Source organism: Pseudomonas alkylphenolica, assembly GCF_004025535.1.
Taxonomy (GTDB): domain Bacteria; phylum Pseudomonadota; class Gammaproteobacteria; order Pseudomonadales; family Pseudomonadaceae; genus Aquipseudomonas; species Aquipseudomonas alkylphenolica_A.
In genome coordinates, this window is record NZ_QJRG01000034.1 from 735385 (window position 1) to 761907 (window position 26523).

Consider the following 26523-nt stretch of genomic DNA (forward strand, 5'->3'; position numbering starts at 1 on the left):
CCAGGGGGCAGCATTTAAGAAAAGCGGGCAAAGGTACGCATCCAGCGACGCCAGATCAAGCATTTATGGACTAACGTCCAGAATGCCTATAGGACACACGCCGCTGAATAGATTAATCTAGCGCGGTTTTTTTGCCCGCCCCGGAGCCTTCCGCTATGCCTACCCTCGAGATCCGCCACCCGCTGATCCGTCACAAGCTCGGCCTCATGCGCCGTGCCGATATCAGCACCAAGAATTTTCGCGAACTCGCCCAGGAAGTCGGCACGCTTCTGACCTATGAAGCCACCCAGGACCTGCCTCTGGAGAGCTACGAAATTGAAGGCTGGTGCGGCAAAGTCCAGGTCGAGAAAATCGCCGGCAAGAAGATTACTGTAGTACCGATCCTGCGTGCCGGCATCGGCATGCTCGACGGCGTGCTCAGCCTGATTCCAGGTGCCAAGGTCAGCGCCGTCGGTGTTGCCCGTAACGAGGAAACCCTCGAAGCTCATACTTACCTGGAAAAGCTCGCCCCGGAAATCGACGAGCGCCTGGCGCTGATCATCGACCCGATGCTGGCCACCGGTGGCTCGATGGTCGCCACCATCGACCTGCTGAAGAAAGCCGGCTGCAAAGACATCCGCGCCATGGTGCTGGTCGCCGCGCCGGAAGGCATTGCCGTGGTCGAGAAAGCCCACCCGGACGTGAAGATCTACACCGCCTCGATCGATGAACGCCTGAACGAACACGGTTACATCATTCCGGGCCTGGGCGATGCCGGCGACAAAATCTTCGGTACCAAGCAGAAGGACGCCTGACCATGCAGGATGAGTTCAACGACCCGCTCTGGCGCCAGGTCGTCTCCGGTGCGCAAATGCTCTTCGTGGCGTTTGGCGCACTGGTGCTGATGCCGCTGATTACCGGCCTCGACCCGAATGTCGCGCTGTTTACCGCAGGTTTGGGAACTCTGCTGTTTCAGGTAGTCACCGGCCGTCAGGTACCGGTGTTCCTCGCTTCGAGTTTTGCCTTCATCACCCCGATCATTCTTGCCAAGGGCCAGTTCGGGCTGGCCGAAACCATGGGCGGGGTAATGGCCGCCGGTTTCGTCTACACCTTCCTGGGGCTTGCGGTAAAAATCAAAGGCACCGGTTTCATCGACCGCCTGCTGCCGCCAGTGGTGATCGGCCCGGTGATCATCTCGATTGGCCTGGCCATGGCACCGATTGCGGCCAACATGGCCATGGGCAAGGCCGGCGACGGCACCGAGCTGTTACCGTACGGCACCGCGATGATGATTTCCATGCCCGCGCTGCTGACCACCCTGATTGTCGCCGTGTTCGGCAAAGGCATCTTCCGCCTGGTGCCGATTATTGCTGGCGTGCTGGTGGGTTTTGGCCTGTCATTCTACTTCGGTGTGGTCGATACCGCGAAAATCGCCGCCGCGCCCTGGCTGGCCCTGCCGCACTTCACGGCACCGGCGTTCAACTGGCAAGCGATCCTGTTCATTGTGCCGGTTGCCCTGGCCCCGGCCATTGAGCACATCGGCGGCGTCATCGCCGTGGGCAGCGTGACCGGTCGCGACTACCTGAAAAAGCCTGGCCTGCACCGCACCTTGCTCGGGGATGGCATCGCCACCACCACCGCCGGCCTGTTTGGCGGCCCGCCCAACACCACCTACGCAGAAGTAACCGGCGCGGTGATGCTGACCAAGAACTACAACCCGAAGATCATGACCTGGGCGGCAATCTTTGCCATCACCCTGGCGTTCATCGGCAAGTTCGGCGCCCTGCTGCAAAGCATCCCGGTACCGGTAATGGGCGGGATCCTCTGCCTGTTGTTCGGCTCGATTGCAGCGGTGGGGATGAACACCATGATCCGCCACAAGATCGACCTGAGCGAAGCCCGCAACCTGGTGATCGTGTCGGTCACGCTGGTGTTCGGTATCGGCGGTGTGCTGGTCGGCAGTGGTACCGGCCCGGACGATTGGGGCCTGAAGGGCATCGCCCTGTGTGCCGTGGTTGCCATTGCGCTGAACCTGCTGCTGCCAGGCAACGACGGCTGGAAGAAGAAAGCACTCGACGATCAGCAGCCTTGATCGTGTAGGAGCGGATTTACCGGGACGCCGGACCGCCGCAAAAGGCTGCGTTAGCGGCCTTATGCGGAGTTGGGACGACGCTGTCGTCCATCGCGGATAAATCCGCTCCTACAAGAACGCGCTTACTGCGCTTTTTCACACATCCCGGCCAACGCCTGCGCCCATTGCGGGTGGTCATTCAGACACGGCACCAGCAGCAACTCCTCCCCGCCCGCCGCAATGAACTGTTCGCGGCCACGGTCGCCGATCTCCTCAAGCGTCTCGATACAGTCGGCGACAAATGCCGGGCACATGACCAGCAGCTTCTTCACGCCCGCCTTACCCAACTCGTCCAGACGCGTCTCGGTGTAGGGCTCAATCCACTTGGCTTTGCCCAGACGTGACTGGAACGATACCGACCACTTGCCATCGGCAATACCCAACTGCCGCGCAAATGCCTGGGCGGTACGCAGGCATTGCCCGCGATAACACACCGCAAGCATCTCGGGCGAGGCGTCCTTGCAGCAATCTTCGGCCTGGAAGTCATGGCTGCCGGTGGGATCGAGCTTTTTCAGGTGCCGCTCCGGCAAGCCATGGAAGCTCATCAGCAAATGGTCGTAATCCTGCTCAAGGTACGGCCGGGCGCTTTCCACCAGGGCATCAATGTAGGCTGGCTGATCGTAGAAGGGCTGCAACACTGCCAGGTCCAGCGGCAGCTGCTGCCCGGCAATCACCTGCCTGGCCTGCTCGACCACCGTTGTCACGGTGCTATCGGCAAACTGCGGATAAAGCGGTGCCAGGGTCACCTTGCGCACACCTTGTGCAGCGAGGCGCTGCAAAACCGTCGGCAGAGAAGGCTCGCCATAACGCATGGCGATTTCTACCGGACCATGCGTCCAGTGTTCACGCATGGCAGCCTGCAAACGACGCGTAAGGACCACCAGCGGCGAGCCGTCATCCCACCAGATCGACGCATAGGCATGGGCCGATTGCTCCGGGCGCTTGATCAGGATCAGCGAGACCAACAGACGTCGAACCGGCCACGGCAGGTCGATGACATACGGGTCCATCAGAAACTGATTGAGGTAACGGCGTACATCGGCCACCGAAGTGGAGGCCGGCGATCCCAGGTTGACCAGCAGCAGAGCGTGATCGGTCATGCAACGTCCTATTTCAGAGGCGCCTGGACAACTCGTCCAGCGCCGATTGCAGATCATTGAAGCGAAAGGTGAAACCTGCAGCAAGCAAACGCACCGGTCGTGCACGCTGCCCGCCCAGCAACAGGGTCGACAGCTCGCCCAGCCCGGCCTTCAACACCAAAGCCGGCAAGGGCATGAAGGCCGGGCGATGCAAGGTGCGACCCAGCCGCCTGGCGAACTCACGGTTGCGCACAGGCTCGGGGGCGCAGGCATTATAAGGACCGCTGGCATCCTTGTGCTGCAAGAGAAAATCAATCAACGCGATCTGGTCGTGAATATGAATCCACGGCATCCACTGCCGACCATCGCCGATAGGCCCGCCAAGCCCAAGCTTGAAGGGCAAACGCAGGCGTGACAAAAAGCCGCCCTCACTGGAAAGCACCAGGCCAGTGCGAACCAGCACCACGCGAATGCCCAGGGCCTGGGCACGCTGGGCAGTCTCCTCCCAGGCGATACACAGCTGACTGGCAAAGTCCTCTTTGACCGGCTGTGAAGCCTCGGTAAGTTCACGCTCGCCGGCATCGCCATACCAGCCGACCGCAGAACCGGAAATCAGCACTTCAGGACGCTGTTGCCGCTGCTCCAGCCAGGCCAGCAACTGCTCGGTGAGGGTGATACGGCTCGCCCACAGCACCGCGCGACGCCGTGTACTCCAGGGGCGATCGGCGATCGGTGCGCCGGCCAGATTGATCACTGCGTCCACCGGATCATCGTCGCTCAAAGCCTCAAGCTGGCCGATGCCTTGAACACCGACACCGCACAATTTCGGCACTTGTTCAGGTCGACGACTCCAGACCGTCAAGCGATGCCCTTGCGCCAACCAGTGCTGACACAGCTGTTGGCCTATCAATCCCGTACCGCCGGTCAGCAATATATGCATGGCTGTGTCCTCACATGGCGCGGCCTGGTCTATTTTTAAGATCAAGGCACTTTTTTGACCGAACACCCTCGGATAAACATAGGTCAACCTGAAACACTGAACGGAATCATCTTATACATAAGAAGCAAGTTGTACAGGTTTGCCCGGCAGCGTAGTCTGCAACCATAAGGTTCGAAGAGGCCATCATGACCGTACCTATTGCCATCATCGGTGCCGGTATTGCCGGACTGTCTGCCGCCCAGGCACTGCAAAAAGCCGGGCAGACTGTGCACCTGTTCGACAAGGGCCATGGTAGCGGGGGACGCATGGCCAGCAAACGCAGCGATGCGGGAGCCCTGGACCTCGGTGCGCAGTACTTCACCGCGCGCGACCGACGCTTTGTCGATCAGGTGCAGCAATGGGTCACGGCGGGATGGGTCGCCGAATGGAAGCCTCAGCTGTACAACTATCAGAACGGCATTCTCAGCCCTTCCCCGGATGAGCAAACCCGCTGGGTTGGCGTACCGCGCATGAGCGCCATCACCCGCGGCCTGCTCAAAGATGTAACAGTCAACTTCAGTTGCCGTATCGCCGAAGTCTACCGTGGCCAGCACTTCTGGCACCTGCAGGATACCGACGGTTGCAGCCATGGCCCCTACAGTCGCGTGGTCGTGGCCGTACCTGCGCCCCAGGCTGCGCAGCTGCTGGCCGCCACACCGAAACTTGCCGCCACTGCCGCCAGCGTGCAAATGGACCCTACGTGGGCCATTGCACTGGCCTTCGACACCCCACTGGAGACGCCGATGCAGGGCTGCTTCGTGCAGGACAGCTCGCTTGACTGGCTGGCACGCAATCGCAGCAAGCCTGGCCGTGACTCGCACATGGATACCTGGGTGCTGCATGCCACTTCCAGCTGGAGCAAGCAGCACATCGACCTGAGCAAGGAGGCGGTGATCGAGCAACTCTGGGGCGACTTCGCCGAGCTGGTCGGTTGCGTGGTTCCGGCGCCGAACTTCTCCCTGGCCCATCGCTGGCTGTACGCCCGTCCGGCCAGCCATCACGAATGGGGCGCGCTCGCCGATGCCGACCTGGGCCTGTACGCCTGTGGCGACTGGTGTTTGTCTGGCCGGGTTGAAGGCGCCTGGCTCAGCGGCCAGGAAGCCGCGCGGCGGCTGCTCGAACACTTGGAGTGACCGCCAGGAAACACCTGCCGCCTTCATCGCTGCGACTCACACAACACTTGTACAAAATTATTGCCAATGTACAAGATCAGCCCTACGATTAAGTTGTACAACTATTTAACCTTGTACAACTTTAATCAGGGTCGCTTCCATGGACGCTTCGCACACCGCCTGCAAACCCAGAATCGCTATCAGCGCCTGCTTGATGGGTGCCGAGGTGCGTTACAACGGTGGCCACAAAGCGTCGCGCCTGTGCAACGAGGTGCTGCAGCAGTATTTCGAATTTGTCCCGGTCTGCCCGGAAGTGGCCATCGGCCTCGGCATACCACGCGCGCCCATCCGGCTGACAGGCGACCCTGCTGATCCGCACGCTGTCGCAAGCCACGACCCGGGCCTGGATCTTTCCGGACCGCTACGTGCCTACGGGCAACAGATGGCTACTGACCTCAGCGATATCTGCGGCTACATCTTCATGCACAAGTCGCCCTCCTGCGGACTTGAACGGGTCAAGGTCTACCAGGCTAACGGCTACCCGGCCCACGAAGGTGGCCGGGGCCTGTATGCCGCTGCGTTTTGCCAGCAACGCCCGGACCTGCCCGTCGAGGAAGACGGCCGACTGTGCGACCCGGTGCTGCGGGAGAATTTCATCACCCGGGTGTATGCCTACGCTGACTGGCAGCAACTTCAGGCCGAGGGTCTGAGCCGTGGTGCACTGGTAGCCTTCCATGCCCGCTACAAGTACCAATTGATGGCCAACAATCCGCAGCAGTACAAGACGCTGGGCAAACTGCTGGGCAGCATGACCCGCGAAGATGATCCGCAAACCCTTGGCCCTCGCTATTTCAGCCAGTTGATGCAGGCCTTGCGCCGCTGCGCCAGCCGCGGCAACCACAGCAATGTACTGCTGCACTTGAGTGGGTATCTGCGCCACACCTTGAGCCAAGGGGACCGCCAGGAAATCCGCCACCTGATCAACCAGTACCACGCCGGTATCGTGCCACTGGTGGTGCCGCTGACGTTGCTCAAGCATCACTTGCGCAGCCATCCCGACCCCTACGTGCTGCAGCAGGTGTACCTGCAACCGCACCCGGAAAACCTGAGCCTGCGCAATGCAATCTGAGCTAATGCTGCCGATCCGCGAGGTGACGCGACTGACCGGGGTCAACCCGGTGACCCTGCGTGCCTGGGAACGGCGCTACGGCCTGGTTGTTCCGCAGCGCACCGGCAAAGGGCACCGGCTTTACAGTCAGGAAGACATCGAACGTATCCGGCAGATTCTGCGCTGGCTGAACCACGGCGTTGCGGTTGGCCAGGTCGGCGCGTTGCTCGATAGCACCCCCGGCGAACCTGCGACATCTTCCGGTAGCGACTGGACAAGACTGCGTCAGCAGTTGCTCGAAGCCATCAGCGACCTGGCGCAGCGTCGCCTCGACCAGTTGTTGAATCAGGCCATATCGCTCTACCCGGTAGCGACCTTGTGCGAGCACCTGTTCATGCCGCTGTTCAACACCCTGGAAGTGCGCTGGCAAGGGCAGCTCGCCGCTCGCCTGGAACAGGTGTTTTTCCACTCCTGGCTCCGCAGCAAACTTGGCGCCCGTACTTACCACAACAACCATCAGTTCAGCGGCCCGCCCCTGCTGCTGCTGAACGCCACACCCTTGGCCTTTGACCCGCACCTGTGGCTATGCGCCTGGCTGGCGAGCGATGCCGGCTTACCGGTCGAGGTGCTGGACTGGGTACTACCCGTCAATGAACTGGCCGTCGCGGTGGCGCGCATACAGCCACGGGCCTTGCTGATTAGCATCAGCCGCACAGTCGACCTGCACCACCTGCAGCGCAGCCTGGCCGCCATCGACCTACCGATACTGCTCAGTGGCAGTGTCATCAGTATCCACCGGGAAACTATTGAAGGGTGGCCACCGGCCGAACTCCACCTCTTTGAGACGCCGCAGCAAGTGCTGCAGGGGTTGCATCAGCTGAACCTGGTACGCGACCGCGCGCCTTGAACTCGCTCATTAAACGGGAAACACCATGCAACTGATCTGGCTGCGCAGCGACCTGCGCATTGACGATAACACTGCGCTGTCGGCCGCCTGCACCCAGGGGCCAACCGTGGCCGTCTGGCTGATCAGTGCCCGGCAATGGCTCAACCATGATGATGCTCCATGCAAAGTCGATTTCTGGTTGCGCAACCTGGCCGCTCTGAAAGAGCGCCTTGCTGCACTGAACATCCCCTTGCTCGTGCGCCAGGCCGACACCTGGGACCAAGCCCCGGCGGTGCTACTGAAAATCTCTCAGGAACATCAGGTTCAGGCGCTGCACCTGAATGAAGAGTACGGCGTCAACGAAAGCAGCCGGGATCAAGCTGTGGAGCAAGTACTGAACAGCGCGGGCATTGCGGTGCACCGTCACTTTGACCAGCTGCTGTTCAAACCCGGCAGCATTCTGACCCGCAGCGGCGGTTACTTCCAGGTGTTCACCCAGTTTCGCAAGGTGTGTTACGAACGCTTGCACCTGGGCCTGCCCAACCTTCAGCCGGCGATCGCGGCGCAGTCGCCCCTGTCGATCGGCAGCGATGCCGTGCCCTCCCGGGTAGCAGGCTTCGAACCGCCACCGACCAGCCTGCGCGCGCTTTGGCCTGCCGGTGAAGCCCAGGCCCATGAACGCCTGGCTCGGTTTGTCGATGAAGCGGCAGAGGATTACCAGCTGCAGCGGGATTTTCCTGCCATCGCCGGCACCAGCCAGCTGTCCCCCTACCTCGCAGCGGGAGTAATTTCTCCTCGCCAATGCCTGCTCCGGGCGCTGGCCTACAACCAGGGTGAGTTCGACAGTGGCAACAGCGGCCTGGTGACCTGGATCAATGAGCTGCTCTGGCGCGATTTCTACAAGCACATCCTCAACGGTTATCCACGCGTATCGCGCCACCGCGCATTCCGCCAGGAGACCGAGGCCCTGCCCTGGCGCCACGCCCCGGAAGATTTGAAAGCCTGGCAGGAAGGCCGCACAGGCATTCCGATCATCGATGCCGCCATGCGCCAGCTACTTGCCACCGGCTGGATGCACAACCGCTTGCGCATGGTGGTGGCGATGTTCCTGACCAAGAACCTGCTGATCGACTGGCGTGAAGGCGAGCGTTTCTTCATGCGTCACCTGATCGACGGCGACCTGGCCGCCAACAACGGCGGCTGGCAGTGGAGCGCTTCAACCGGAACCGATGCGGCGCCCTATTTCCGGATTTTCAACCCGATCAGCCAGTCGCAGCGCTTCGACAGCAAGGGCCGCTTTATCAAACAATGGATACCCGAACTGGACTGGGCCGATGAAAAAAACATTCACAGCCCGACGCCTTCGGGCGGGCTGTTTGCCAATAATGATTACCCTCCACCCATAGTGGATCTCGGCAGTAGCCGCCAACGTGCCTTGAGTGCCTTCAAGAACTTATCCACACGGCAGTTTCAGGGGGCTGACGTTGACGAGTGACACCATTACTGGCGCCTCCCGAATACGTCACCTCAGCCCTGCACACTCTGCAGGGCCAACTCAGGCTTACAACGGCATGCGGTAGTGGATCGCGTAACTTTCTACACCATCATTGGGAGTTGTAAGCCCGGCATTGGAGTAATGGATGGCACGCACGCCGATCTCATGGCCGCCGGCGAAACGCAGGCCGAAACCGATGCGGTCTTCAAACTGGAAAGACGAACCCAGCTTGTTGTCTTCAAGTTCAGTACTGGAAAACGCCGCCACGCCAATACCCGCCTCGACGTAGGGTTTGACCGACTCGCCGGCAAACTCGTAGACAAAGACCGGGGCGAAGGAAAGGCTGTTGTTGCTTGCCGTGTCGTCGCCGACCCAATAGGTGTAGCCCGCATCCCAGTAACCCGTGAGACGGCCCGTGCTGGTTTGCCACCAACTGGCGTCCCAGTTCGACTGCAGACCCAGACGGTAAGTCATGGTCGAGTCGCCGGTTTGCCCCACTGATAAAGAAATATCTGCCGCTTGAGTGGTAAACGATTGCCCCAGGGTCACGGCTGCAACGGCAGCCAAACAAAGCAGTTTCTTCATGAGAAACGTCCTTTTTCCTAATGCTGTTGTTAGTGCTTCTGTCTCGATGGACAAAATTATAGAAATCGGCAGCGCGGCTTTAGTTCATCAAAAGATCAGTGCTTATTGCGTTTTTTACACTGTAAAGCTTCGCACACTGTCAGATTTATTCCACAACATTGGCAGGATCTTTCGCAAATGTTCGGGACTGGCGCTGGTCCAGAACTGCGTGTCGCGCGCAGGGCCGCTGGCCAGTAACTGCCGTTCACCGAGCAGCCGTTGCAACTGGCGGGCGACTGCTGCACCGGTATCGATAATGGCAATGGACGGCGGCACCATTTGCGCCAGCAGCGGCTTGAGGAAGGGGTAATGCGTGCAACCCAGAATCAAGGTGTCGCAACCGGCATCGAGCAGCGGTTTGACGTAGCCCTGAAGCAAATCACGCAAGGTCGGGCTGCCCAGGTCCCCAGCCTCGATACACTCGACCAGCCCGGGGCACGGCTGGGTTACCACCTGCACATCGCTGGCAAAGCGATCCAGCAGGGCTGCAAACTTGGCGCTCTGCAGCGTCCCGGTGGTGGCCAGCACCCCGACCACGCCACTGCGTGTTGCGGCAGCGGCGGGCTTTACCGCCGGCTCCATTCCCACCAGCGGCCAGTCCGGGTACAGCTCACGCAAGTCAGCTACCGCAGCCACGGTTGCGGTGTTACAGGCCAGCACCATGGCCTTGGCACCTTGTGCGCGAAAGAATTCGGCTACCAGGCGGCAGCGCTCACGGATGAATGCCGGGGACTTTTCACCGTAAGGAATATGCCCACAGTCGGCGACATACAGCAGTGACTCGTCAGGCAACAAGCGCTGAATTTCAGCCAGCACCGACAACCCACCGACACCGGAGTCAAAGACACCCACCGGCGCAGCGGGCTGATCACGCATCGTGCTGCCCACACACGCTGCAGCCTGGGTCGCGCTTGACCCGCAACTCGCGAAAACGGCTGCCCGCCGCATCGATCAGCAACAACCGGCCCACCATAGGTTCACCAAATCCGGCCAGCAGCTTGAGAGCTTCAAGGGCTTGCAGGCTGCCGACCAACCCCACCAGCGGACCAACCACGCCGGCTTCGCTACAGGTCAGCTCGGCATCGCTGCCGTGCCCATAGAGGCAGTGATAACAGGGGCTTTCAGGGCGGCGCGGATCGAACACCGACAGCTGCCCTTCCAGGCGGATGGCGGCGCCACTGACCAGCGGCTTGCCCGAGGTCACGCAGGCGGCGTTGACCGCTTCACGTGTAGAGAAATTGTCGGTGCAGTCGAGCACCAGGTCCACGGCCTGCACCGCAGCAGCCAGGGAGTCTTCATCCAGCGCACTGCGATGGGCCACCAGGCGTATTTCAGGATTGATCGCGTGCAATCGCTTCAACGCTGAATCGACCTTGCTCAGGCCGACCGAGTCGGTGTCGTGCAGCACCTGACGTTGCAGGTTGGTCAGGTCGACCGTGTCGAAATCGGCCAGGTGCAATTCGCCCACGCCTGCTGCAGCCAGGTACAGCGCCACCGGCGAGCCCAAGCCACCCAGGCCGACGATCAATACGCGGCTGTCCTTCAGGCGCAACTGCCCGTCGATATCAACCTGAGCCAGAAGGATCTGCCGGCTGTAGCGCAACAGCTCCTGATCACTCAGCACGACAGTCGCCCCAGGCTGATGCGCTCATGGCCACCGTAATCGACACGACTTTCGATCTGCTCGAAATCGTGCTGGGCCAGCAACTCGCGCACGGCGGCGGCCTGATCGTAACCATGCTCAAGCAGCAACCAGCCGCCAGGCTGCAGATGCGCAGGCGCCTGACTGATGATGGTGCGCAAGTCATCAAGACCATCGGCACCGGCAACCAGGGCGCTGCTTGGCTCAAAGCGCACATCGCCAGCGACCAGATGCGGGTCGTCGGCGGCAATATAGGGTGGGTTGCTGATGATCAGCTCATAACGCTCGCCCTGCAGCGAATCAAACCAGTGACTGCTGAGCACTTGAACATTGTCCAGTTGCAAGCGCTGGCGATTGCGCTCGGCAAGGGCTACAGCCTCAAGTACGCGATCGACGGCTGTGACCTGCCACTGCGCCCGCTCACTGGCCAACGCCAGGGCAATCGCCCCCGTGCCTGTACCCAGATCCAGCACGCGCACCGGGGTAGCCGGCAGCAGTGCCATGGCCGTCTCGACCAGCAATTCGGTGTCAGGCCGCGGGATCAGCGTATGCGGCGCCACTTCCAGGTCCAGGTTCCAGAACCCTTGCTGCCCGAGGATGTAAGCAACCGGTTCACCGCTGCGGCGACGCTGCAGGTAGCCGGCGAACGTCAGCGCCGCTTCGCTGCTGACAATCCGCTCGGGCCAGGTGTGCAGGTAACTGCGCGACTTGCCGATGGCGGCAGCCAGCAGCAACTCCACATCCAGGCGCGCGGTGGGCGAATCCGGTAGCTCCGCAGCGCGAAGCAGACTGGCAATAATCGTCATTTACTCACCCAGTGCAGCCAGTTGATCAGCCTGGTACTCGGCCAGCAGCGGTTCGATCACCGCTTCGACCCCACCGGCCAGAACATCATCCAGGGAATACAGGGTCAGGTTGATACGGTGATCGGTCACCCGCCCCTGTGGATAGTTGTAGGTACGAATGCGCTCGGAGCGGTCGCCCGAGCCCACCAGCAGCTTGCGCTCGCTGGCGATTGCGTTCTGGGCAGCGCTGGTCTGCATGTCGTTGAGCTTGGCCGACAACCACGACATGGCGCGGGCGCGGTTCTTGTGCTGGGAACGTTCTTCCTGGCACTCCACCACGATGCCGGTAGGCAAGTGGGTAATCCGAATGGCCGAGTCGGTCTTGTTGACGTGCTGTCCACCGGCACCGGAAGCGCGGTAGGTGTCCACGCGCAAGTCCGCCGGGTTGATCTCGATGGCGACCTGTTCATCCGGCTCAGGCAGCACCGCTACGGTGCATGCCGAGGTGTGGATACGGCCCTGGGATTCGGTTTCCGGCACACGCTGCACGCGGTGGGCACCGGATTCGAACTTCAGTTTGCCATAGACATGGTCGCCCTCGATCCGGGCGATGATTTCCTTGTAGCCGCCGTGCTCGCCTTCGTTCTCCGAGAGAATTTCCAGGCGCCAGCCACGTCGCTCGGCATACCGCGAGTACATGCGGAACAGATCGCCGGAAAAAATCGCCGCTTCGTCACCGCCGGTGCCTGCACGAATTTCCAGAAAGACGTTGCGGCCATCGTTGGGATCCTTGGGCAACAGCATGCGTTGCAGCTGGTTCTCCAGCTCCGCCAGTTGTTCCTTGGCCTCGCGCACTTCCTCAACGGCCATTTCCCGTAGGTCCGGGTCACTGTCCTTGAGCAGCGCCTGGGCGCCGGCCAGGTCATCCTGCACCTTGCGCCACTGGGCATAGGTCGCAGCGACGGGCTCGACCTCGGCATATTCGCGCGAATAGGCGCGAAAGCGGGTCTGGTCGGAAATGACTTCAGCATCGCCCAGCAGGGCGGTCAATTCCTCGAAACGGTCCTGGAGGGTGTCCAGCTTATTGAGCAGCGACGCTTTCATTGCGGGGTTTTATCCGTCGAACCCTCATTGAGGGCAAAGAGTTCCTGGGCCATGGCCAGCGCATCGAGGCGGCCTTCGGCAGAGAGCTTTTTCAGTTGCACACTGGGTGCATGCAGCAATTTGTTGGTCAGCCCGCGAGCCAGTTGCACCAGCACCTCTTCGGCACTGCTGCCGTTGGCGAGCAGGCGCTGGGCCTTTTGCAATTCTTCGTCACGCAAGCGTTCGCTCTGCTGACGGTAAGCCTTGAGCACATCGACCGCCGCCAGCTCGCGCAGGCGTGCCATGAAGTCTTCGGCGCCCACCGAGACCAGTTCTTCAGCGGCCTGGGCTGCACCCTGACGACTTTTGAGGTTTTCGGCGACGACATCGTGCAGGTCGTCAACGGTGTAGAGGTAAACGTCGTCCAGTTCACCGACTTCAGGCTCGATGTCCCGAGGCACGGCGATATCGACCATGAAGATCGGCTTGTGCCGGCGTTGTTTCAACGCGCTCTCCACCGCGCCCTTGCCCAGGATCGGCAACTGGCTGGCGGTGGAGCTGATGACGATGTCGCTGTTGACCAGTTCCTGTGGAATATCGGCCAGCAGTACAGCATGCGCACCGAACTGTTCGGCCAGGGTACTGGCCCGCTCCAGGGTCCGGTTGGCCACGACTATGCGCCGAACGCCCTGCTCGTGCAGGTGCCGCGCCACCAGGGTGATGGTTTCGCCGGCACCGATCAGCAACGCCTGGCTACGCCCCAGGTCGCTGAAGATCTGTTTGGCCAGGCTGACCGCCGCAAACGCGACCGACACCGGGTTTTCACCAATGGCGGTGTCGGTACGCACCTGTTTGGCGGCACTGAACGTTGCCTGAAACAGGCGCCCGAGCAGCGGCCCGATGGTCCCGGCTTCGCGGGCAACGGCGTAGGCCGACTTCATCTGGCCGAGAATCTGCGGCTCGCCGAGCACCAGCGAATCGAGCCCCGAGGCCACGCGCATCATGTGCCGGACGGCATCATGGTCTTCATGGACGTAGGCACTGGCACGCAGTTCGTCGAGGCTCAACTGATGGTATTCGGCCAGCCAGCGCAGGATGCTCTCCGCGGCCAGGTGGTCCTGCTCTATATAGAGCTCGCTGCGGTTGCAGGTCGAAAGGATGGCGGCTTCGCGGCTGGCGGTCAGTCGGCAGAGCTGCTGCAAGGCGTCCACCAGCTGCTCAGGGGTAAACGCCACGCGCTCGCGTACGTCTACCGAGGCAGTCTTATGGTTGATACCGAGGGCAAGAAAGGCCATGCAAGGTCGCTGATTATGACGAGAAGCCGATAATTGTCCTACTTCGCAGGTTTCAGAACAACCACCGCTCGCTATTGTCTCTATAGTCTACCCCTACCGAGCGCTTCCCTTATGGGTTTGCCCCGGCGCTTGTGTCATGATGATCCGACCGCTGGTAAGCCGCCCAAATCCTGATTATGAATAGATCCTACGCGTTGCTCCTTGCCCTTGCCCTGCTCCAGGGCTGTCAGACCCTGGCCCCCGGCTCTACCGATGATCAGGCACCTGCCGCTGATGCCACGCAAAAGCAGGCGGACAAACCCGTGGTCTATGGATCGTTCAGCCAGGACACCGTGTACAACCTGTTGGCTGCCGAACTGGCCGGCCAGCGCAATCGCTTCGACATTGCCCTCGACAATTATGTCAGCGAGGCAATCAAGACCCAGGATCCTGGCATTTCCGAGCGCGCCTACCGCATTGCCGAATACGTTGGCGCCGACCAGGCCGCCCTCGACACCTCGCTGCTCTGGGCAAAAAACGATCCGGACAACCTCGACGCCCAACGCGCCGCAGCCATCCAGCTGGCGCGCGGCGGCCGTTACGATGACTCCATGGTGTACATGGAGAAAGTGCTGCAAGGCCAGGGCGACACCCATTTCGACTTCCTCGCCTTGTCGGCTGCCGAAACCGATCAGGAAACCCGTGACGGCCTGCAGAAGAGCTTCGACCGGCTGCTGCATAAATACCCGGACAACGGCCAGCTGGTGTTCGGCAAGGCATTACTGCTGCAACAGGACGGCAATGCCAACGAAGCACTTACCCTGCTTGAGAATCATCCCCCCGAGGAAGGCGAGATCGCCCCGGTGCTGCTGCGCGCCCGCCTGCTGCAAAGCGTAGGACGTGGTAACGAGGCGCTGCCGCTGCTGCAGAAAACCATCCGCCAGAACCCGGACGACAAGCGCCTGCGCCTGACCTACGCCCGCACTCTGGTGGAACAGGACCGCCTCGACGACGCAAAGGTCGAGTTCTCCAGCCTGGTCCAGCAATACCCGGAAGATGACGAGCTGCGTTACTCGCTGGCCCTCATCTGCCTGGAAACCAAGAACTGGGAAGAGGCTGCCGGCTATCTGCAGGAGCTGATCGAACGTGACAGCCACGTCGACTCGGCGCACCTGAACCTGGGCCGCATCCACGAAGAACGCAATCAGCCCCAGGCGGCCCTGGACGAATACGCCATGGTCGGCCCGGGCAACGACTACCTGCCCGCCCAGCTGCGCCAGGCCGACATCCTCGTTGCCAATGGCCGCAGCAGCGAAGCTTCGCGCCGCCTGGCACTGGCCCGTGACACCCAGCCCGACTACGCCATCCAGCTGTACCTGATCGAAGCGGAAGCGCTGGGTAACAACGACAAGGACGCCCAGGCGTTGCAGGTGCTGGAGCAAGCCCTCAAGCAATACCCTGACGACAACAGCCTGCTCTACACCCGCGCCATGATGGCCGAGAAGCGCAACGACCTGGCCCAGATGGAAAAGGACCTGCGCAGCATCATCGCCCGCGAGCCGGAAAACGCCATGGCCCTCAACGCCCTGGGCTACACCCTGGCCGACCGCACCACGCGCTACGCCGAAGCCAAGTCGCTGATCGAAAAAGCCCACCAGATCAACCCGGATGATCCCGCCGTGCTCGACAGCCTGGGCTGGGTCAACTACCGCATGGGCAACCTCGATGAAGCCGAGCGCCTGCTGCGCCAGGCCCTGGAACGCTTCCCCGATCACGAAGTCGCTGCCCACCTGGGTGAAGTACTCTGGGCCAACGGCAAACGCCGCGAAGCACGCCAGATCTGGGCCAAGGCCTTCGAGACCCAGCCCGACAGCCCCATCCTGCGCAAGACCGTCCTGCGCCTGACCGGATCCGAGACTCTTTAAGCCTATGTTTTTGCGCCACTGCATTACCTTCACCCTGATCGCCCTGCTCGCAGGTTGCGCCGGCTTCGGCTCCCGCGAGGCCCTTCAGGGCCAGGGCAGCCCACAACTGTGGCGCGAGCATAAACAGCAGTTGAGTACCCTCGACGGCTGGCAGATCAACGGCAAAGTCGGCATCCGCGCACCGAAAGACTCCGGCAGCGGCACGCTGTTCTGGTTGCAGCGCCAGGACTATTACGACATTCGCCTGTCCGGCCCACTGGGCCGTGGCGCGGCACGCCTGACCGGGCGGCCGGGCGGCGTCGTGCTGGAAGTCGCCAATCAGGGCCGTTACGAGGCGAAAAGCCCGGAAGCCCTGCTTGCAGAACAGCTCGGTTGGGAACTGCCGGTATCGCACCTGGTCTGGTGGGTGCGCGGCCTGCCGGCACCCGACAGTAAAAGCCAGCTGACCCTGGGCAGTGATAGTCGCCTGTCCGCGCTCAAGCAGGATGGCTGGAACGTCGAGTACCTGAGCTATACCGAGCAGAATGGCTACTGGCTGCCCGAGCGCCTCAAGCTGCACGGCCAGAATCTCGACGTGACCCTGGTGGTCAAGGACTGGCAGCCCCGCCAGCTGGGGCACTGACATGACTACGCTGACCCTGCCCGCACCGGCCAAACTCAACCTGATGCTGCACATTCTGGGGCGCCGCGCCGACGGCTACCACCTGCTGGAAACCTTGTTCCAGTTTCTCGACCACGGCGATGAACTGTCATTTGCCGTGCGCGAAGACGGCGAAATCCGCCTGCACACCGCAATCGACGGCGTTCCCCACGACAGCAACCTGATCGTCAAAGCCGCGCGCAAACTGCAAGCCCTGGCCGGCTGCAGCAAAGGCGCCGATATCTGGTTGAAGAAAGTCCTGCCCATGGGCGGCGGCATTGGCGGTGGCAGCTCGGACGCGGCCACCACCCTGCTCGGCCTTGATTACCTGTGGAACACCCGATGCAGCGAAGACCAGCTGGCCGAGCTGGGCCTGAGCCTGGGCGCCGACGTGCCGGTATTCGTACGCGGCCATGCGGCTTTCGCCGAAGGTGTCGGAGAAATCCTCACCCCTGCCAACCCGGAAGAACCCTGGTATGTGGTGCTGGTGCCACAAGTATTTGTAAGTACAGCAGAAATTTTTTCACATCCGCAGTTGACACGTGATTCCTTGCCCCTTAAGATGCGCCCCGTTCCCAAGGGAAACAGTCGTAATGACTGCCAACCGGTAGTAGAGCAGAGTTACCCAGAAGTACGTAACTCACTGAATTTGCTAAACAAATTCACTGAAGCTAGACTCACCGGAACTGGAAGTTGTGTGTTTGGGGCCTTCCCAAGCAAAGCTGAAGCTGATAAAGTTTTGGCCCTTCTTGCAGATACCCAGACGGGGTTTGTAGCAAAAGGAAGCAACATTTCGATGTTGCATCGTAAGCTTCAGAGCCTGCACTAGGAATCGAGTACAAGGTACTCGCAGCAACAGATACAGGGGCGTCGCCAAGCGGTAAGGCAGCAGGTTTTGATCCTGCCATGCGTTGGTTCGAATCCAGCCGCCCCTGCCATTTTCCTATACTCATCCAGGTATACCCTCAGCCTTCAGGTACTGCGCGTGTCCAAGATGATGGTCTTTACGGGGAACGCTAACCCCGATCTGGCTCGGCGTGTCGTACGTCAGCTGCATATCCCTCTCGGTGACGTTTCTGTCGGTAAGTTCTCCGACGGCGAAATCAGCACTGAGATCAATGAAAATGTTCGCGGTAAAGACGTTTTCATTATTCAGCCGACTTGCGCGCCAACCAACGATAATCTGATGGAACTGGTAGTGATGGCTGATGCCTTCCGCCGCTCCTCAGCGTCCCGAATCACTGCCGTGATTCCTTACTTCGGATATGCCCGCCAGGATCGCCGTCCGCGTTCGGCGCGTGTAGCTATCAGCGCCAAAGTTGTCGCTGACATGCTCACCGTCGTCGGTATCGACCGTGTTCTCACTGTCGATCTGCACGCTGACCAAATCCAGGGTTTCTTCGATATTCCGGTAGATAACATCTACGGCTCCCCCGTTCTGGTGGATGACATCGAAGACCAGCGTTTCGAGAACCTCATGATCGTGTCCCCGGACATCGGCGGCGTCGTGCGTGCACGTGCTGTTGCCAAGTCCCTGGGTGTCGATCTGGGTATCATCGACAAACGCCGTGAAAAGGCCAATCACTCCGAAGTGATGCATATCATCGGCGACGTCGAAGGACGTACCTGTATTCTCGTCGACGACATGGTCGACACCGCCGGCACCCTGTGCCATGCGGCCAAGGCCCTGAAAGAACACGGCGCTGCCAAGGTTTACGCCTACTGCACGCACCCTGTCCTGTCGGGTCGGGCGATCGAGAATATCGAGAACTCCGTGCTGGACGAGCTGGTGGTTACCAACACCATCCCGCTGTCCGCAGCTGCACAAGCCTGTGACCGTATCCGTCAACTGGATATTGCACCGGTTGTTGCTGAAGCGGTTCGCCGCATCAGCAATGAAGAATCGATCAGCGCGATGTTCCGCTGAGGGCCCTGCCCTCGCGATTCACACGTTGACGTAAAGCGCCCCGCCCCAACACCCGTTGTTGGGGCGGGGCTTTTTTGCCCATCCCGTTTGGCGCTGGTCGCAAACGCCTGCGGGAGATGGCTATTTTGGAGATACAAAATGACTGATTTCATCCTGAACGCCCAAGCGCGTACCGACCTGGGGAAAGGTGCGAGCCGCCGCCTGCGTCGTCTCGCCTCTTCCGTTCCTGCTGTAGTTTACGGCGGTGACAAAGAGCCAGTTTCGATCACCATGCTGGCTAAAGAAGTTGCCAAGCTGTTCGAAAACGAAGCTGCCTTCAGCCACGTAATCGAGCTGAACATCGACGGCAAGAAAGAAAGCGTCGTTGTTAAAGCCATGCAGCGTCACCCAGCCAAGCAGTTCATCATGCACGCTGACTTCGTTCGCGTTGTTGCTGGCCAGAAACTGACCGCTATCGTTCCTGTGCACTTCATCAACGAAGAAGCACCGGTCAAGAAAGGCGGCGAAATCTCCCACGTAGTGGCCGAGATCGAAGTTTCCTGCGAAGCCAAAGACCTGCCTGAGTTCATCGAAGTTGACCTGGCTAAAGCCGAAGTCGGCACCATCATTCACCTGTCGGACCTCAAAGCTCCGAAAGGCGTTGAGTTCGTTGCTCTGGCCCACGGTGATGACAAAGCAGTTGCCAACGTTCACGCTCCGCGTGTTGCGCCTGAAGCTGCAGAAGGCGCTGCTGAGTAATCCACTCGGCACGCCGGCGTTGATCGGGTTACAGTGCCGCGCACTGTAACCCCCAACTCCAAGGAAGAGCCCCTGACGTGACCGCCATTCAACTGATCGTCGGCCTGGGAAACCCCGGCCCCGAATACGAACAGACCCGGCATAACGCAGGGGCTCTTTTCGTAGAACGCATCGCCAGCGCCCAGCGCGTCACCTTGACGCCTGACCGCAAGTATTTCGGCCTGACGGCTAAGTTCAGCCATCAGGGCAACGACGTTCGTCTGCTGATTCCGACCACCTACATGAACCGCAGCGGCCAGGCCGTTGCTGCACTGGCCAATTTTTTCCGTATCGAGCCAGATGCCATCCTGGTGGCCCACGACGAACTCGACCTGCCCCCGGGCGTCGCCAAACTCAAGAAAGGTGGCGGCCATGGCGGGCACAACGGTCTGCGCGACATCATTGCGCAGCTCGGCAACAAGAACGACTTTCACCGTCTGCGGCTTGGCATTGGCCACCCGGGTGACAGCAGCAGGGTCTCCGGTTTTGTCCTGGGCAAGGCGCCGCGCGCCGAACAGGAAAAGCTGGACGCCAGTATCGATTTTGCCCTCGGCGTGCTGCCGGATATCCTCGCCGGTGATTGGACGCGTGCGATGAGAGAGCTGCACAGCCAGAAGGCTTGACTCCACGAAGAGGGATTCACCATGGGTTTCAATTGCGGCATCGTCGGTCTGCCCAACGTCGGCAAGTCCACCCTGTTCAACGCCCTGACCAAGTCCGGTATTGCTGCGGAGAACTTCCCCTTCTGCACCATCGAGCCGAACAGCGGCATCGTGCCGATGCCTGATCCGCGCCTGGATGCGCTGGCGGCCATCGTCAAGCCGAACAAGATCTTGCCGACCACCATGGAATTCGTCGACATCGCAGGCCTGGTGGCCGGTGCGTCGAAAGGCGAAGGCCTGGGTAACAAGTTCCTGGCCAACATTCGTGAAACCGATGCCATCGCCCACGTGGTGCGCTGCTTTGAAGACGAGAACGTGATTCACGTCTCCAACAGCGTCGACCCCAAGCGCGACATCGAGATCATCGACCTCGAACTGATCTTCGCCGACCTCGACAGCTGCGAGAAACAACTGCAGAAGGTTGCGCGTAACGCCAAGGGCGGTGACAAGGATGCCCTGGCACAGAAAGCCATCCTCGAGAAGCTGATCCCGCACTTCACCGAAGGCAAGCCTGCGCGCAGCCTGATGAAGAACATGGCCGACGACGAGAAGGCGGTGATCCGTGGCTTCCACCTGCTGACCAGCAAGCCTGTGATGTACATCGCCAACGTTGCCGAAGACGGCTTCGACAACAACCCGCACCTGGACGTGGTACGGGCCATCGCCGAAGAAGAAGGCGCGATCGTGGTGCCGGTGTGCAACAAGATCGAAGCTGAAATCGCCGAGCTCGACGAAGGTGAAGAGAAAGACATGTTCCTCGAAGCCCTGGGCCTCGAAGAGCCTGGCCTGAACCGCGTCATCCGTGCCGGTTACTCGCTGCTGAACCTGCAGACCTACTTCACTGCCGGCGTGCAGGAAGTCCGCGCCTGGACCGTACGTGTTGGCGCCACTGCACCGCAGGCAGCCGGCGTGATTCACACCGACTTCGAAAAAGGCTTCATCCGTGCCGAAGTCGTCGCCTATGACGACTTCATCAAATACAACGGTGAAGGCGGCGCGAAAGAAGCCGGTAAATGGCGTCTGGAAGGCAAGGATTACATCGTCAAAGACGGCGACGTGATGCACTTCCGCTTTAACGTCTGATGGTTGCCGTGGAACGCCACGGCGCTTGATAGACCTCAACCCCCGTCATCGTCACGCGATACGGGGGTTTTGCATTCAAGGGCCGACTGTTTTCTTCCAGTGGAAACCGACGACAGCACATCTGAGTTGCCAGAACGTGGCTCAGTCAAGCGCGTATATGGCATACAAAATATACTGATGCTGCAACCCTGACACTTCAAAAACACCTCTATCGCCAGCACCTTTGAGAATCGTCCCGAGATTATCCCAAGCACCGTCATCATACAGATAGGGTTCTTGCCACCACGCTGCATTGCTTTCACGAGAAGTAATAGCTAACAAGACCCCATAGGCGGTTGATTCGCTCTTACTGGTTTCTTCATTCGTTCGCCTGACAAACTCGAACGCTTTGATTTTTGCATAATCCCTACAAATATCTTGTGCTTTCTCGGCAGAAAACAACTTCTTCGATTCAATTAATATCGTCACATAGTCTTGATCCAACAAACCGCGAACAAGCAGATCTACCCGACTATGACCGTCAGTATAATTTCCGTTAGAAGCTTCTGGATAAGCGTGTAAACCAGCCCCCATGGCATGCGCCGCAAAGTGAATGGTCAAATTCGACTCTTGCAACCCATTTTTCTCGTAATTTATAACCGGCCAATAATGCTGAATTGCCTCCCCCAAAGACCCAGCGGACAGGGAAATAAACTCTCTGATTCTAGATATTTTTGACATCGTTATACATCCGACTGAAAGATTAAACCCCACCCAAGGCAATAGCGAATCTACAAGCGAGTAAAACTTAAACCAAAATCAAACTATTTTTCATCATTAAATATTGCATGATATCATTTTGGAGCCACTTAACGTACCTCACACCTGCACGCCCTGTGTAGCCAATCCAGAGATTGAGCATGTCTGTGACAATATCGGAAGTCGATCAGAAAAGCCTTCAAACTGCAAAGAGCCTACTGGAAAACCCAGGCGTCGCCGTTAAGATTACAAATATGTTAGGCGCCCCGATTGAAAAAGGCTTTGAGCTTCTACCGAAGGACTGGAATAAAAATATTGGCGATGTAGTTCAAAGCGCTTTACTCAAAGCCTCGGACATGGCAACGCTGACAATGAAAGATGTCCCGGGTGAAGAGTCTTCTAATATATGGCACAAGCTTGGCGTAGCCATTTCTGGTGGCGTCGGTGGTTTTTTTGGCGTCGCTGCCTTGGCAATTGAGCTGCCGATTTCCACCTCTATAATGTTGCGATCCATCGCAGACATTGCGAGAAGTGAGGGCGAATCCATTTCAGACCTGGAAACCAAGCAAGCGTGCCTCACTGTCTTCGCTCTTGGGGGCGAGAGCGTGGATGATGATTGCGCAGAGAGCGCCTACTATGCGGTGCGGACCGCGCTCGCAAGAACCGTAGCGGAAGCATCTGAATTCATACTAAAAAAGAAACTGGCAGACGAAAGTGCGCCAGTACTAATAAAGCTGATCGCAAGTGTTGCCGAGCGATTCAGCATACAAATCACAGAGAAATTAGCTGCACAGGCAGTACCGGCAATTGGCGCTGCTGGCGGAGCTATTATCAACACCATATTCATGGATCACTTTCAAGACATGGCCAAAGGGCATTTCACCGTCAGGCGACTTGAAAGAAAGTATGGCAGAGACATTGTAAAGCAAGCTTACGACTCACTGCCAAAGATGGGCTAAGCGCCTGGCACACCAGGCGCCGCGCGATTCCTCTGCACAGATACCCCCTTGAGGTGTTGCGCCTCAGGAGGGGTTCTGTATCTGGCAAGTTAAACTACGCCTGCTTTGCCGTCCGACGCAAAGCCAGCATGGCCCGCCTGGATTCCCCAGGCATCAACGCCACCTCTACCTGAGCGTAGTCGCGCAGGCACGCCAACCCCGAGCCACTCGGGTCCTGCTCACCCACCACCAGCACGCGCATCCCCGCCGCCTGCGCAGCGGCAATACCGGCAGGGGCGTCTTCAAACACCAGCAATTGCGCCGGCGGGATGCCGAGCAACTCGGCGCCAAGCCGGTAACCAGCCGGGTCCGGCTTGCCCTGGGCAACGTCCTCGGCAGCGACCAGCACGCGCGGTATCGGCAGACCGACCGCCCGCAGGCGACGCTCGGTCAGCGCGCGTTCCGCGGAGGTCACAATGCCCCATGGCAGAGCCCCCAGGGACTCGATGAAAGCCGCGGCGCCTGCAATAGCTTCAACACCCTCCAGCGACTCGGCAAACTGTGCATCCAGCTCGGCACGCTCACGCAGCGGATCCCTGTCAGCAGGACAGTAACGACAGACAATGTCCTGCGTACGGCGACCATGACTGGCCGCGATCAGCGCTGCCGGATCCTGCCCCACTTTCCTCGCCCAGCCACCCAGTACACGCTCGATCAACTGCAGGGAGCAGACCAGGGTTCCATCGAGGTCGAACAGCAGTCCCCCGACCTCATGTGCCCAGCGTTCATTCTTCACCCGCGTCGCCCCCACCGATTTCCGCCAGACGCGGCAGCAACAGGTCCGCCACGTGCTGGGCCTCTTCGATCAATGGCCAGCCCGAGAGGATCAGTGCCGACAGGCCGCTGCGCTGGTGGTAAAGCTCGATGTTGCCGGCGATGGCGTCCGGGTCGCCCACCAGGTAAGCCGCCGACGAGCCGCTGCCGAAGATGTCCAGCGAAGACCAGGCGGTCATACCGGCGTAGAGGTTGTGCTCAAGGCGCAAAGACTCCAGTGGCGGCAGCTTGTCCTGGCGCAGGTAGTCGACCCACTCCTGGCGCTGGGCATCCGGCGCAGTGAAATTCGCCAGGCTGGATTCACCCTGGGTGCGGCGGCCGATCACCTCGTCGAGTTTTGCCTTGAGGAGTTCCACGCCGGTCTGTTCGAACATCCGGTAGAAGTGCTTCTGCGCCTCGGCTTCGTTGGCACGCACAGTCACACTGGCCAAGGCACCGAGGTCGGCGAACGTGCGCCCCTGTCCGGCTGCGCTGGCCACCGCGCGGCCGAACTTCTCGCTCATGACCTCGACCTCCCGCAGCATTAGCAGGTAGACATCGACCACCTTGCCGGCATGCACCACGCCCGCACTCGACTCGCCAGTCCCCCAGAGCGGAATGCCACCGGTGCTTTTCGGCTCAAGGCCGAAGCGGGTATTGGGGAACAGCGAAGGGTTGCCGGCGAGGTACGCCGCCTGGAACGCTTTCCAGTATTCCTCGCCCAGCTGGTAACGATCATCGGCGCTGGTAGCGATGGCGTAGGTGCGGGCGCGCTCGTCGCGGCCGTTGATGTGGTTGAACAGCAGGCGGTCACCGTAGTAGGCCTCGAAGGTCAGCGCCTGCTCCGCCAGCAACTTGGGCGAGGTCATTCCGGCGTATTCCGCTACCAGGAACTTCATGCGCTCGGTGAAGCCGGCGACGGAACTGGCAGACACCAGCGGATCGTTCGGCCAGGTCGCCACCAGGGCGCCGTAGAACCCGCCTTGGTCGATGGTCTGCGCCAGGCGCCGGTAGCGCGCCAGGTCAACGCCGAAAAAGCCTTCCGGCATCCACGGGTAGTTGCCGTCCGCCATGCTCAGGTACCACAGTGCCTTGATCGCCATGTTTGTCTCTACTCCATCTGAAAATAAGGGGTGGGTCAGTCGCTTGAAGTGACCAACGCAAGTGTCGGGTCGGCAGACCACTCGACCAGTGAACCGTCGTACACGGCGACGTCTTCACGGCCGGCCACGGCCAGCGCCAGCGCCGTGCCGGCGGCGGTAATGCCGCTGCCGCAATAGGTGATGACCGGAACGTGCGGATTGAGCAGCGCAAAGCGCTCGCGCAGAACGGCAGCCGGCAACAGCAGGCCCGATTGCGCATCCAGTAGCGTGCCGTGGGCCACATGCAGGCTGCCGGGGATGTGTCCGGCGCGGGCGTAACGCTGTTCGGCACCGGTAAACACCGGCCGCCGCAATACGTTCAGCAACTGCGCCCTGCGCTCCCCGTTAACAACTGCCAGCACCTGTTCGCGGTCGACAAATGCCGCCTCGTCGTCTGCCCGTGCCTCAAAGTCTCCCGGAGCCATGGCGTCCTGCGCCTGATCCAGCGGCAGTCCGGCCGCACACCAAGCCTGCAGGCCGCCGTCCAGCACCTGCACCCGCCGGTGCCCGTACGCCCTGAACAACCACCACAGGCGCGCCGCCCAGATGCCATCGCTGCGGTCGTAGACCACGATGGACTGGTCCTGACGAATGCCGGCAGCCTGTGCTGCACGGCTGAACGCCTGCGCGCCGGGCCGCTGATAGGGCCAGGGTGAGTGCGGATCGGAGAAGTCCTGACAGAGGTCGGCGAATGCGCTGCCGGGGATATGCCCCTGGCTAAATGCCTCGCGTGCCGACACGGCCTGCGGTACATCTCCAGCCTTGCGCGCAGCGACCTCGAGAATTCGGTAGCGTTGCGGATCGGCCGCCAGGCTGGCGACCGAAACCAGCGGATAAAGCGGCGTGGGCAGGCTCACGCTGACAGGGCACTGCGGGTAATACGGGCCCGCTCACGAATAACCTCAGCGTCCACCTGATCAAGCGCATCGACGAAGGCCACAGCGAAGGAACCGGGTCCCTTGGCCCGCTCCTCAGCCAGCTCAGCGGCCACAGCAAAGTGCACATGCGCAGCAACCAGAGCCAGCAATGGCGTGGCTGCGACAGCCGTGTAAGCAGCCACCAGCGCTCCCAGGGAACAGCCGGTAGCGGTGACCCGAGGCAACAGCGCACTGCCGCCTGCGACCTTGATCAACTGCGTGCTGCCCTGCCCGTCGACGCCCACGACATGATCGATCGGCCCGGACGCCGAGACGGCTGAGGTATGCACGAGCAACTCACGCGCCGCCGGCACCGAATCAGCCGGGTCGCTGGAACTGTCAAAGCCACGGTTGCCACCGCCCAGCCCGGCCAGGCCGATTATTTCCGAGGCATTGCCACGGATCACTGCCGGTTTGAACGACAGCAGCCCTGCCGCCACACCGCCGCGCCAGGCCAGGCCACCTGCGCCGATCGGGTCGAGTACCCAGGGCCGACCAATGCGCTGCGCGGCCTCGACCGCCAGGCGCATTGCCTCGACCTGTGCCGCCGTAGGGGTGCCGAGATTGACCAGCACGGCATCGGCCACCGCAACGAAGGCAGCGGCCTCCTCGGGGTTGTCGACCATCGCCGGCGCGGCACCGGCCGCCAGCAGGATGTTGGCCATGAAGTTACTGGAAACGGCATTGGTCAGGCATTGAACCAGCGGCTTCTTCTGGCGCAGGGCGCCATGGGCGGAAACGACGGCATCGAGTAGATGAAGATCAGTCATGGCAGGTGTTCTCA

The 26523-nt window shown here is 60.6% G+C and carries 27 protein-coding genes and 1 tRNA gene; 15 read left to right on the top strand and 13 right to left on the bottom strand.

The features are described 5' to 3' along the window. Positions 1–155 precede the first annotated feature (155 nt). Entirely contained in the window at positions 156–794 is a 639-nt protein-coding gene (gene upp / locus DM813_RS07545) for a uracil phosphoribosyltransferase (protein ID WP_128322781.1), read from the top strand. 2 nt (positions 795–796) lie between these two features. After that, on the top strand, positions 797–2071 hold the full coding sequence (locus DM813_RS07550) for a uracil-xanthine permease family protein (RefSeq protein WP_128322782.1): 1275 nt from the start codon (positions 797–799) through the stop codon (positions 2069–2071). A 122-nt stretch (positions 2072–2193) separates the two neighbouring features. Here the strand turns inward: DM813_RS07550 and hemH are convergent, their stop codons facing one another. Then, positions 2194–3210 (bottom strand): ferrochelatase, encoded by a 1017-nt coding sequence (gene hemH, locus DM813_RS07555; protein WP_128322783.1) that lies wholly within the window; start codon positions 3208–3210, stop codon positions 2194–2196. A gap of 13 nt (positions 3211–3223) precedes the next feature. Next, complete coding sequence (locus tag DM813_RS07560) at positions 3224–4129, bottom strand: TIGR01777 family oxidoreductase (protein WP_128322784.1); 906 nt, start codon at positions 4127–4129, stop codon at positions 3224–3226. 185 nt (positions 4130–4314) lie between these two features. On the opposite strand from DM813_RS07560, the gene DM813_RS07565 reads away from it, so the two are divergent. The 4 genes from DM813_RS07565 to phrB all read left to right on the top strand — a co-directional run bounded on the left by DM813_RS07565 (position 4315) and on the right by phrB (position 8769). Continuing rightward, positions 4315–5301, top strand: a complete 987-nt coding sequence (locus tag DM813_RS07565) for an NAD(P)/FAD-dependent oxidoreductase (RefSeq protein ID WP_128322785.1) — start codon at positions 4315–4317, stop codon at positions 5299–5301. A gap of 139 nt (positions 5302–5440) precedes the next feature. After that, positions 5441–6409, top strand: coding sequence for a YbgA family protein (locus DM813_RS07570; RefSeq protein WP_128322786.1), 969 nt, complete (start codon positions 5441–5443; stop codon positions 6407–6409). Continuing rightward, entirely contained in the window at positions 6399–7295 is an 897-nt protein-coding gene (locus DM813_RS07575; RefSeq protein ID WP_128322787.1) for a MerR family transcriptional regulator, read from the top strand. Before DM813_RS07570 ends, DM813_RS07575 begins: the two co-directional genes overlap by 11 nt. Before the next feature lie 25 nt (positions 7296–7320). Next, complete coding sequence (gene phrB / locus DM813_RS07580; RefSeq protein WP_128322788.1) at positions 7321–8769, top strand: deoxyribodipyrimidine photo-lyase; 1449 nt, start codon at positions 7321–7323, stop codon at positions 8767–8769. Between the two features lie 66 nt (positions 8770–8835). Here the strand turns inward: phrB and DM813_RS07585 are convergent, their stop codons facing one another. The 6 genes from DM813_RS07585 to hemA form a co-directional block, all read right to left on the bottom strand. Then, the gene (locus DM813_RS07585; RefSeq protein WP_128322789.1) at positions 8836–9354 is read right to left on the bottom strand and encodes an acyloxyacyl hydrolase; all 519 of its coding nucleotides are present in this window, start codon (positions 9352–9354) and stop codon (positions 8836–8838) included. A 114-nt stretch (positions 9355–9468) separates the two neighbouring features. After that, positions 9469–10269 carry a glutamate racemase gene (gene murI, locus DM813_RS07590; protein WP_128322790.1) on the bottom strand — a complete coding sequence of 267 codons (801 nt, stop codon included), beginning with the start codon at positions 10267–10269 and terminating at the stop codon, positions 9469–9471. Next, on the bottom strand, positions 10262–11017 hold the full coding sequence (locus DM813_RS07595) for a molybdopterin-synthase adenylyltransferase MoeB (protein ID WP_128322791.1): 756 nt from the start codon (positions 11015–11017) through the stop codon (positions 10262–10264). The genes murI and DM813_RS07595 overlap by 8 nt, the downstream gene beginning before the upstream one ends. Further along, a complete protein-coding gene (gene prmC / locus DM813_RS07600; RefSeq protein ID WP_128322792.1) occupies positions 11011–11841 on the bottom strand; it encodes a peptide chain release factor N(5)-glutamine methyltransferase in 831 nt (276 codons plus the stop codon). Before prmC ends, DM813_RS07595 begins: the two co-directional genes overlap by 7 nt. After that, complete coding sequence (prfA, locus tag DM813_RS07605; protein WP_128322793.1) at positions 11842–12924, bottom strand: peptide chain release factor 1; 1083 nt, start codon at positions 12922–12924, stop codon at positions 11842–11844. Continuing rightward, a complete protein-coding gene (gene hemA, locus DM813_RS07610; RefSeq protein WP_128322794.1) occupies positions 12921–14198 on the bottom strand; it encodes a glutamyl-tRNA reductase in 1278 nt (425 codons plus the stop codon). Before hemA ends, prfA begins: the two co-directional genes overlap by 4 nt. A gap of 176 nt (positions 14199–14374) precedes the next feature. On the opposite strand from hemA, the gene DM813_RS07615 reads away from it, so the two are divergent. The 8 genes from DM813_RS07615 to ychF all read left to right on the top strand — a co-directional run bounded on the left by DM813_RS07615 (position 14375) and on the right by ychF (position 21191). Next, positions 14375–16102: a tetratricopeptide repeat protein gene (locus DM813_RS07615; protein ID WP_128322795.1), complete on the top strand. Its 1728-nt coding sequence runs from the start codon at positions 14375–14377 to the stop codon at positions 16100–16102. A gap of 4 nt (positions 16103–16106) precedes the next feature. Next, entirely contained in the window at positions 16107–16724 is a 618-nt protein-coding gene (lolB, locus tag DM813_RS07620) for a lipoprotein insertase outer membrane protein LolB (RefSeq protein WP_128322796.1), read from the top strand. Between the two features lies 1 nt (position 16725). Further along, positions 16726–17571, top strand: coding sequence for a 4-(cytidine 5'-diphospho)-2-C-methyl-D-erythritol kinase (ispE, locus tag DM813_RS07625; protein ID WP_128322797.1), 846 nt, complete (start codon positions 16726–16728; stop codon positions 17569–17571). Positions 17572–17605: 34 nt separating this feature from the next. After that, positions 17606–17680, top strand: a tRNA-Gln gene (locus DM813_RS07630). A 47-nt stretch (positions 17681–17727) separates the two neighbouring features. Further along, a complete protein-coding gene (locus DM813_RS07635) occupies positions 17728–18669 on the top strand; it encodes a ribose-phosphate pyrophosphokinase (protein ID WP_009405962.1) in 942 nt (313 codons plus the stop codon). Positions 18670–18807: 138 nt separating this feature from the next. Next, positions 18808–19407, top strand: coding sequence for a 50S ribosomal protein L25/general stress protein Ctc (locus tag DM813_RS07640; RefSeq protein ID WP_128322798.1), 600 nt, complete (start codon positions 18808–18810; stop codon positions 19405–19407). A gap of 77 nt (positions 19408–19484) precedes the next feature. Beyond that, complete coding sequence (gene pth / locus DM813_RS07645) at positions 19485–20069, top strand: aminoacyl-tRNA hydrolase (protein ID WP_128322799.1); 585 nt, start codon at positions 19485–19487, stop codon at positions 20067–20069. Between the two features lie 21 nt (positions 20070–20090). Beyond that, entirely contained in the window at positions 20091–21191 is a 1101-nt protein-coding gene (ychF, locus tag DM813_RS07650) for a redox-regulated ATPase YchF (protein ID WP_128322800.1), read from the top strand. A gap of 141 nt (positions 21192–21332) precedes the next feature. Here ychF and DM813_RS07655 read toward each other — a convergent pair whose 3' ends face one another. Beyond that, positions 21333–21911, bottom strand: coding sequence for a hypothetical protein (locus tag DM813_RS07655; protein WP_128322801.1), 579 nt, complete (start codon positions 21909–21911; stop codon positions 21333–21335). Between the two features lie 179 nt (positions 21912–22090). Between DM813_RS07655 and DM813_RS07660 the strand changes: the two genes are divergently transcribed. After that, the gene (locus DM813_RS07660; RefSeq protein ID WP_128322802.1) at positions 22091–22888 is read left to right on the top strand and encodes an EcsC family protein; all 798 of its coding nucleotides are present in this window, start codon (positions 22091–22093) and stop codon (positions 22886–22888) included. A 94-nt stretch (positions 22889–22982) separates the two neighbouring features. Here the strand turns inward: DM813_RS07660 and DM813_RS07665 are convergent, their stop codons facing one another. From DM813_RS07665 to thiM, 4 genes are read right to left on the bottom strand one after another with little or no spacing between them, the layout of a single operon-like run. Continuing rightward, positions 22983–23663 (bottom strand): HAD-IA family hydrolase, encoded by a 681-nt coding sequence (locus DM813_RS07665; RefSeq protein ID WP_128322803.1) that lies wholly within the window; start codon positions 23661–23663, stop codon positions 22983–22985. Continuing rightward, entirely contained in the window at positions 23653–24783 is a 1131-nt protein-coding gene (locus tag DM813_RS07670; protein WP_128322804.1) for an LLM class flavin-dependent oxidoreductase, read from the bottom strand. Before DM813_RS07670 ends, DM813_RS07665 begins: the two co-directional genes overlap by 11 nt. Positions 24784–24818: 35 nt before the next feature. Next, complete coding sequence (locus DM813_RS07675) at positions 24819–25679, bottom strand: sulfurtransferase (RefSeq protein ID WP_128322805.1); 861 nt, start codon at positions 25677–25679, stop codon at positions 24819–24821. Next, on the bottom strand, positions 25676–26509 hold the full coding sequence (thiM, locus tag DM813_RS07680) for a hydroxyethylthiazole kinase (protein WP_128322806.1): 834 nt from the start codon (positions 26507–26509) through the stop codon (positions 25676–25678). The genes DM813_RS07675 and thiM overlap by 4 nt, the downstream gene beginning before the upstream one ends. Positions 26510–26523: the final 14 nt, after the last annotated feature.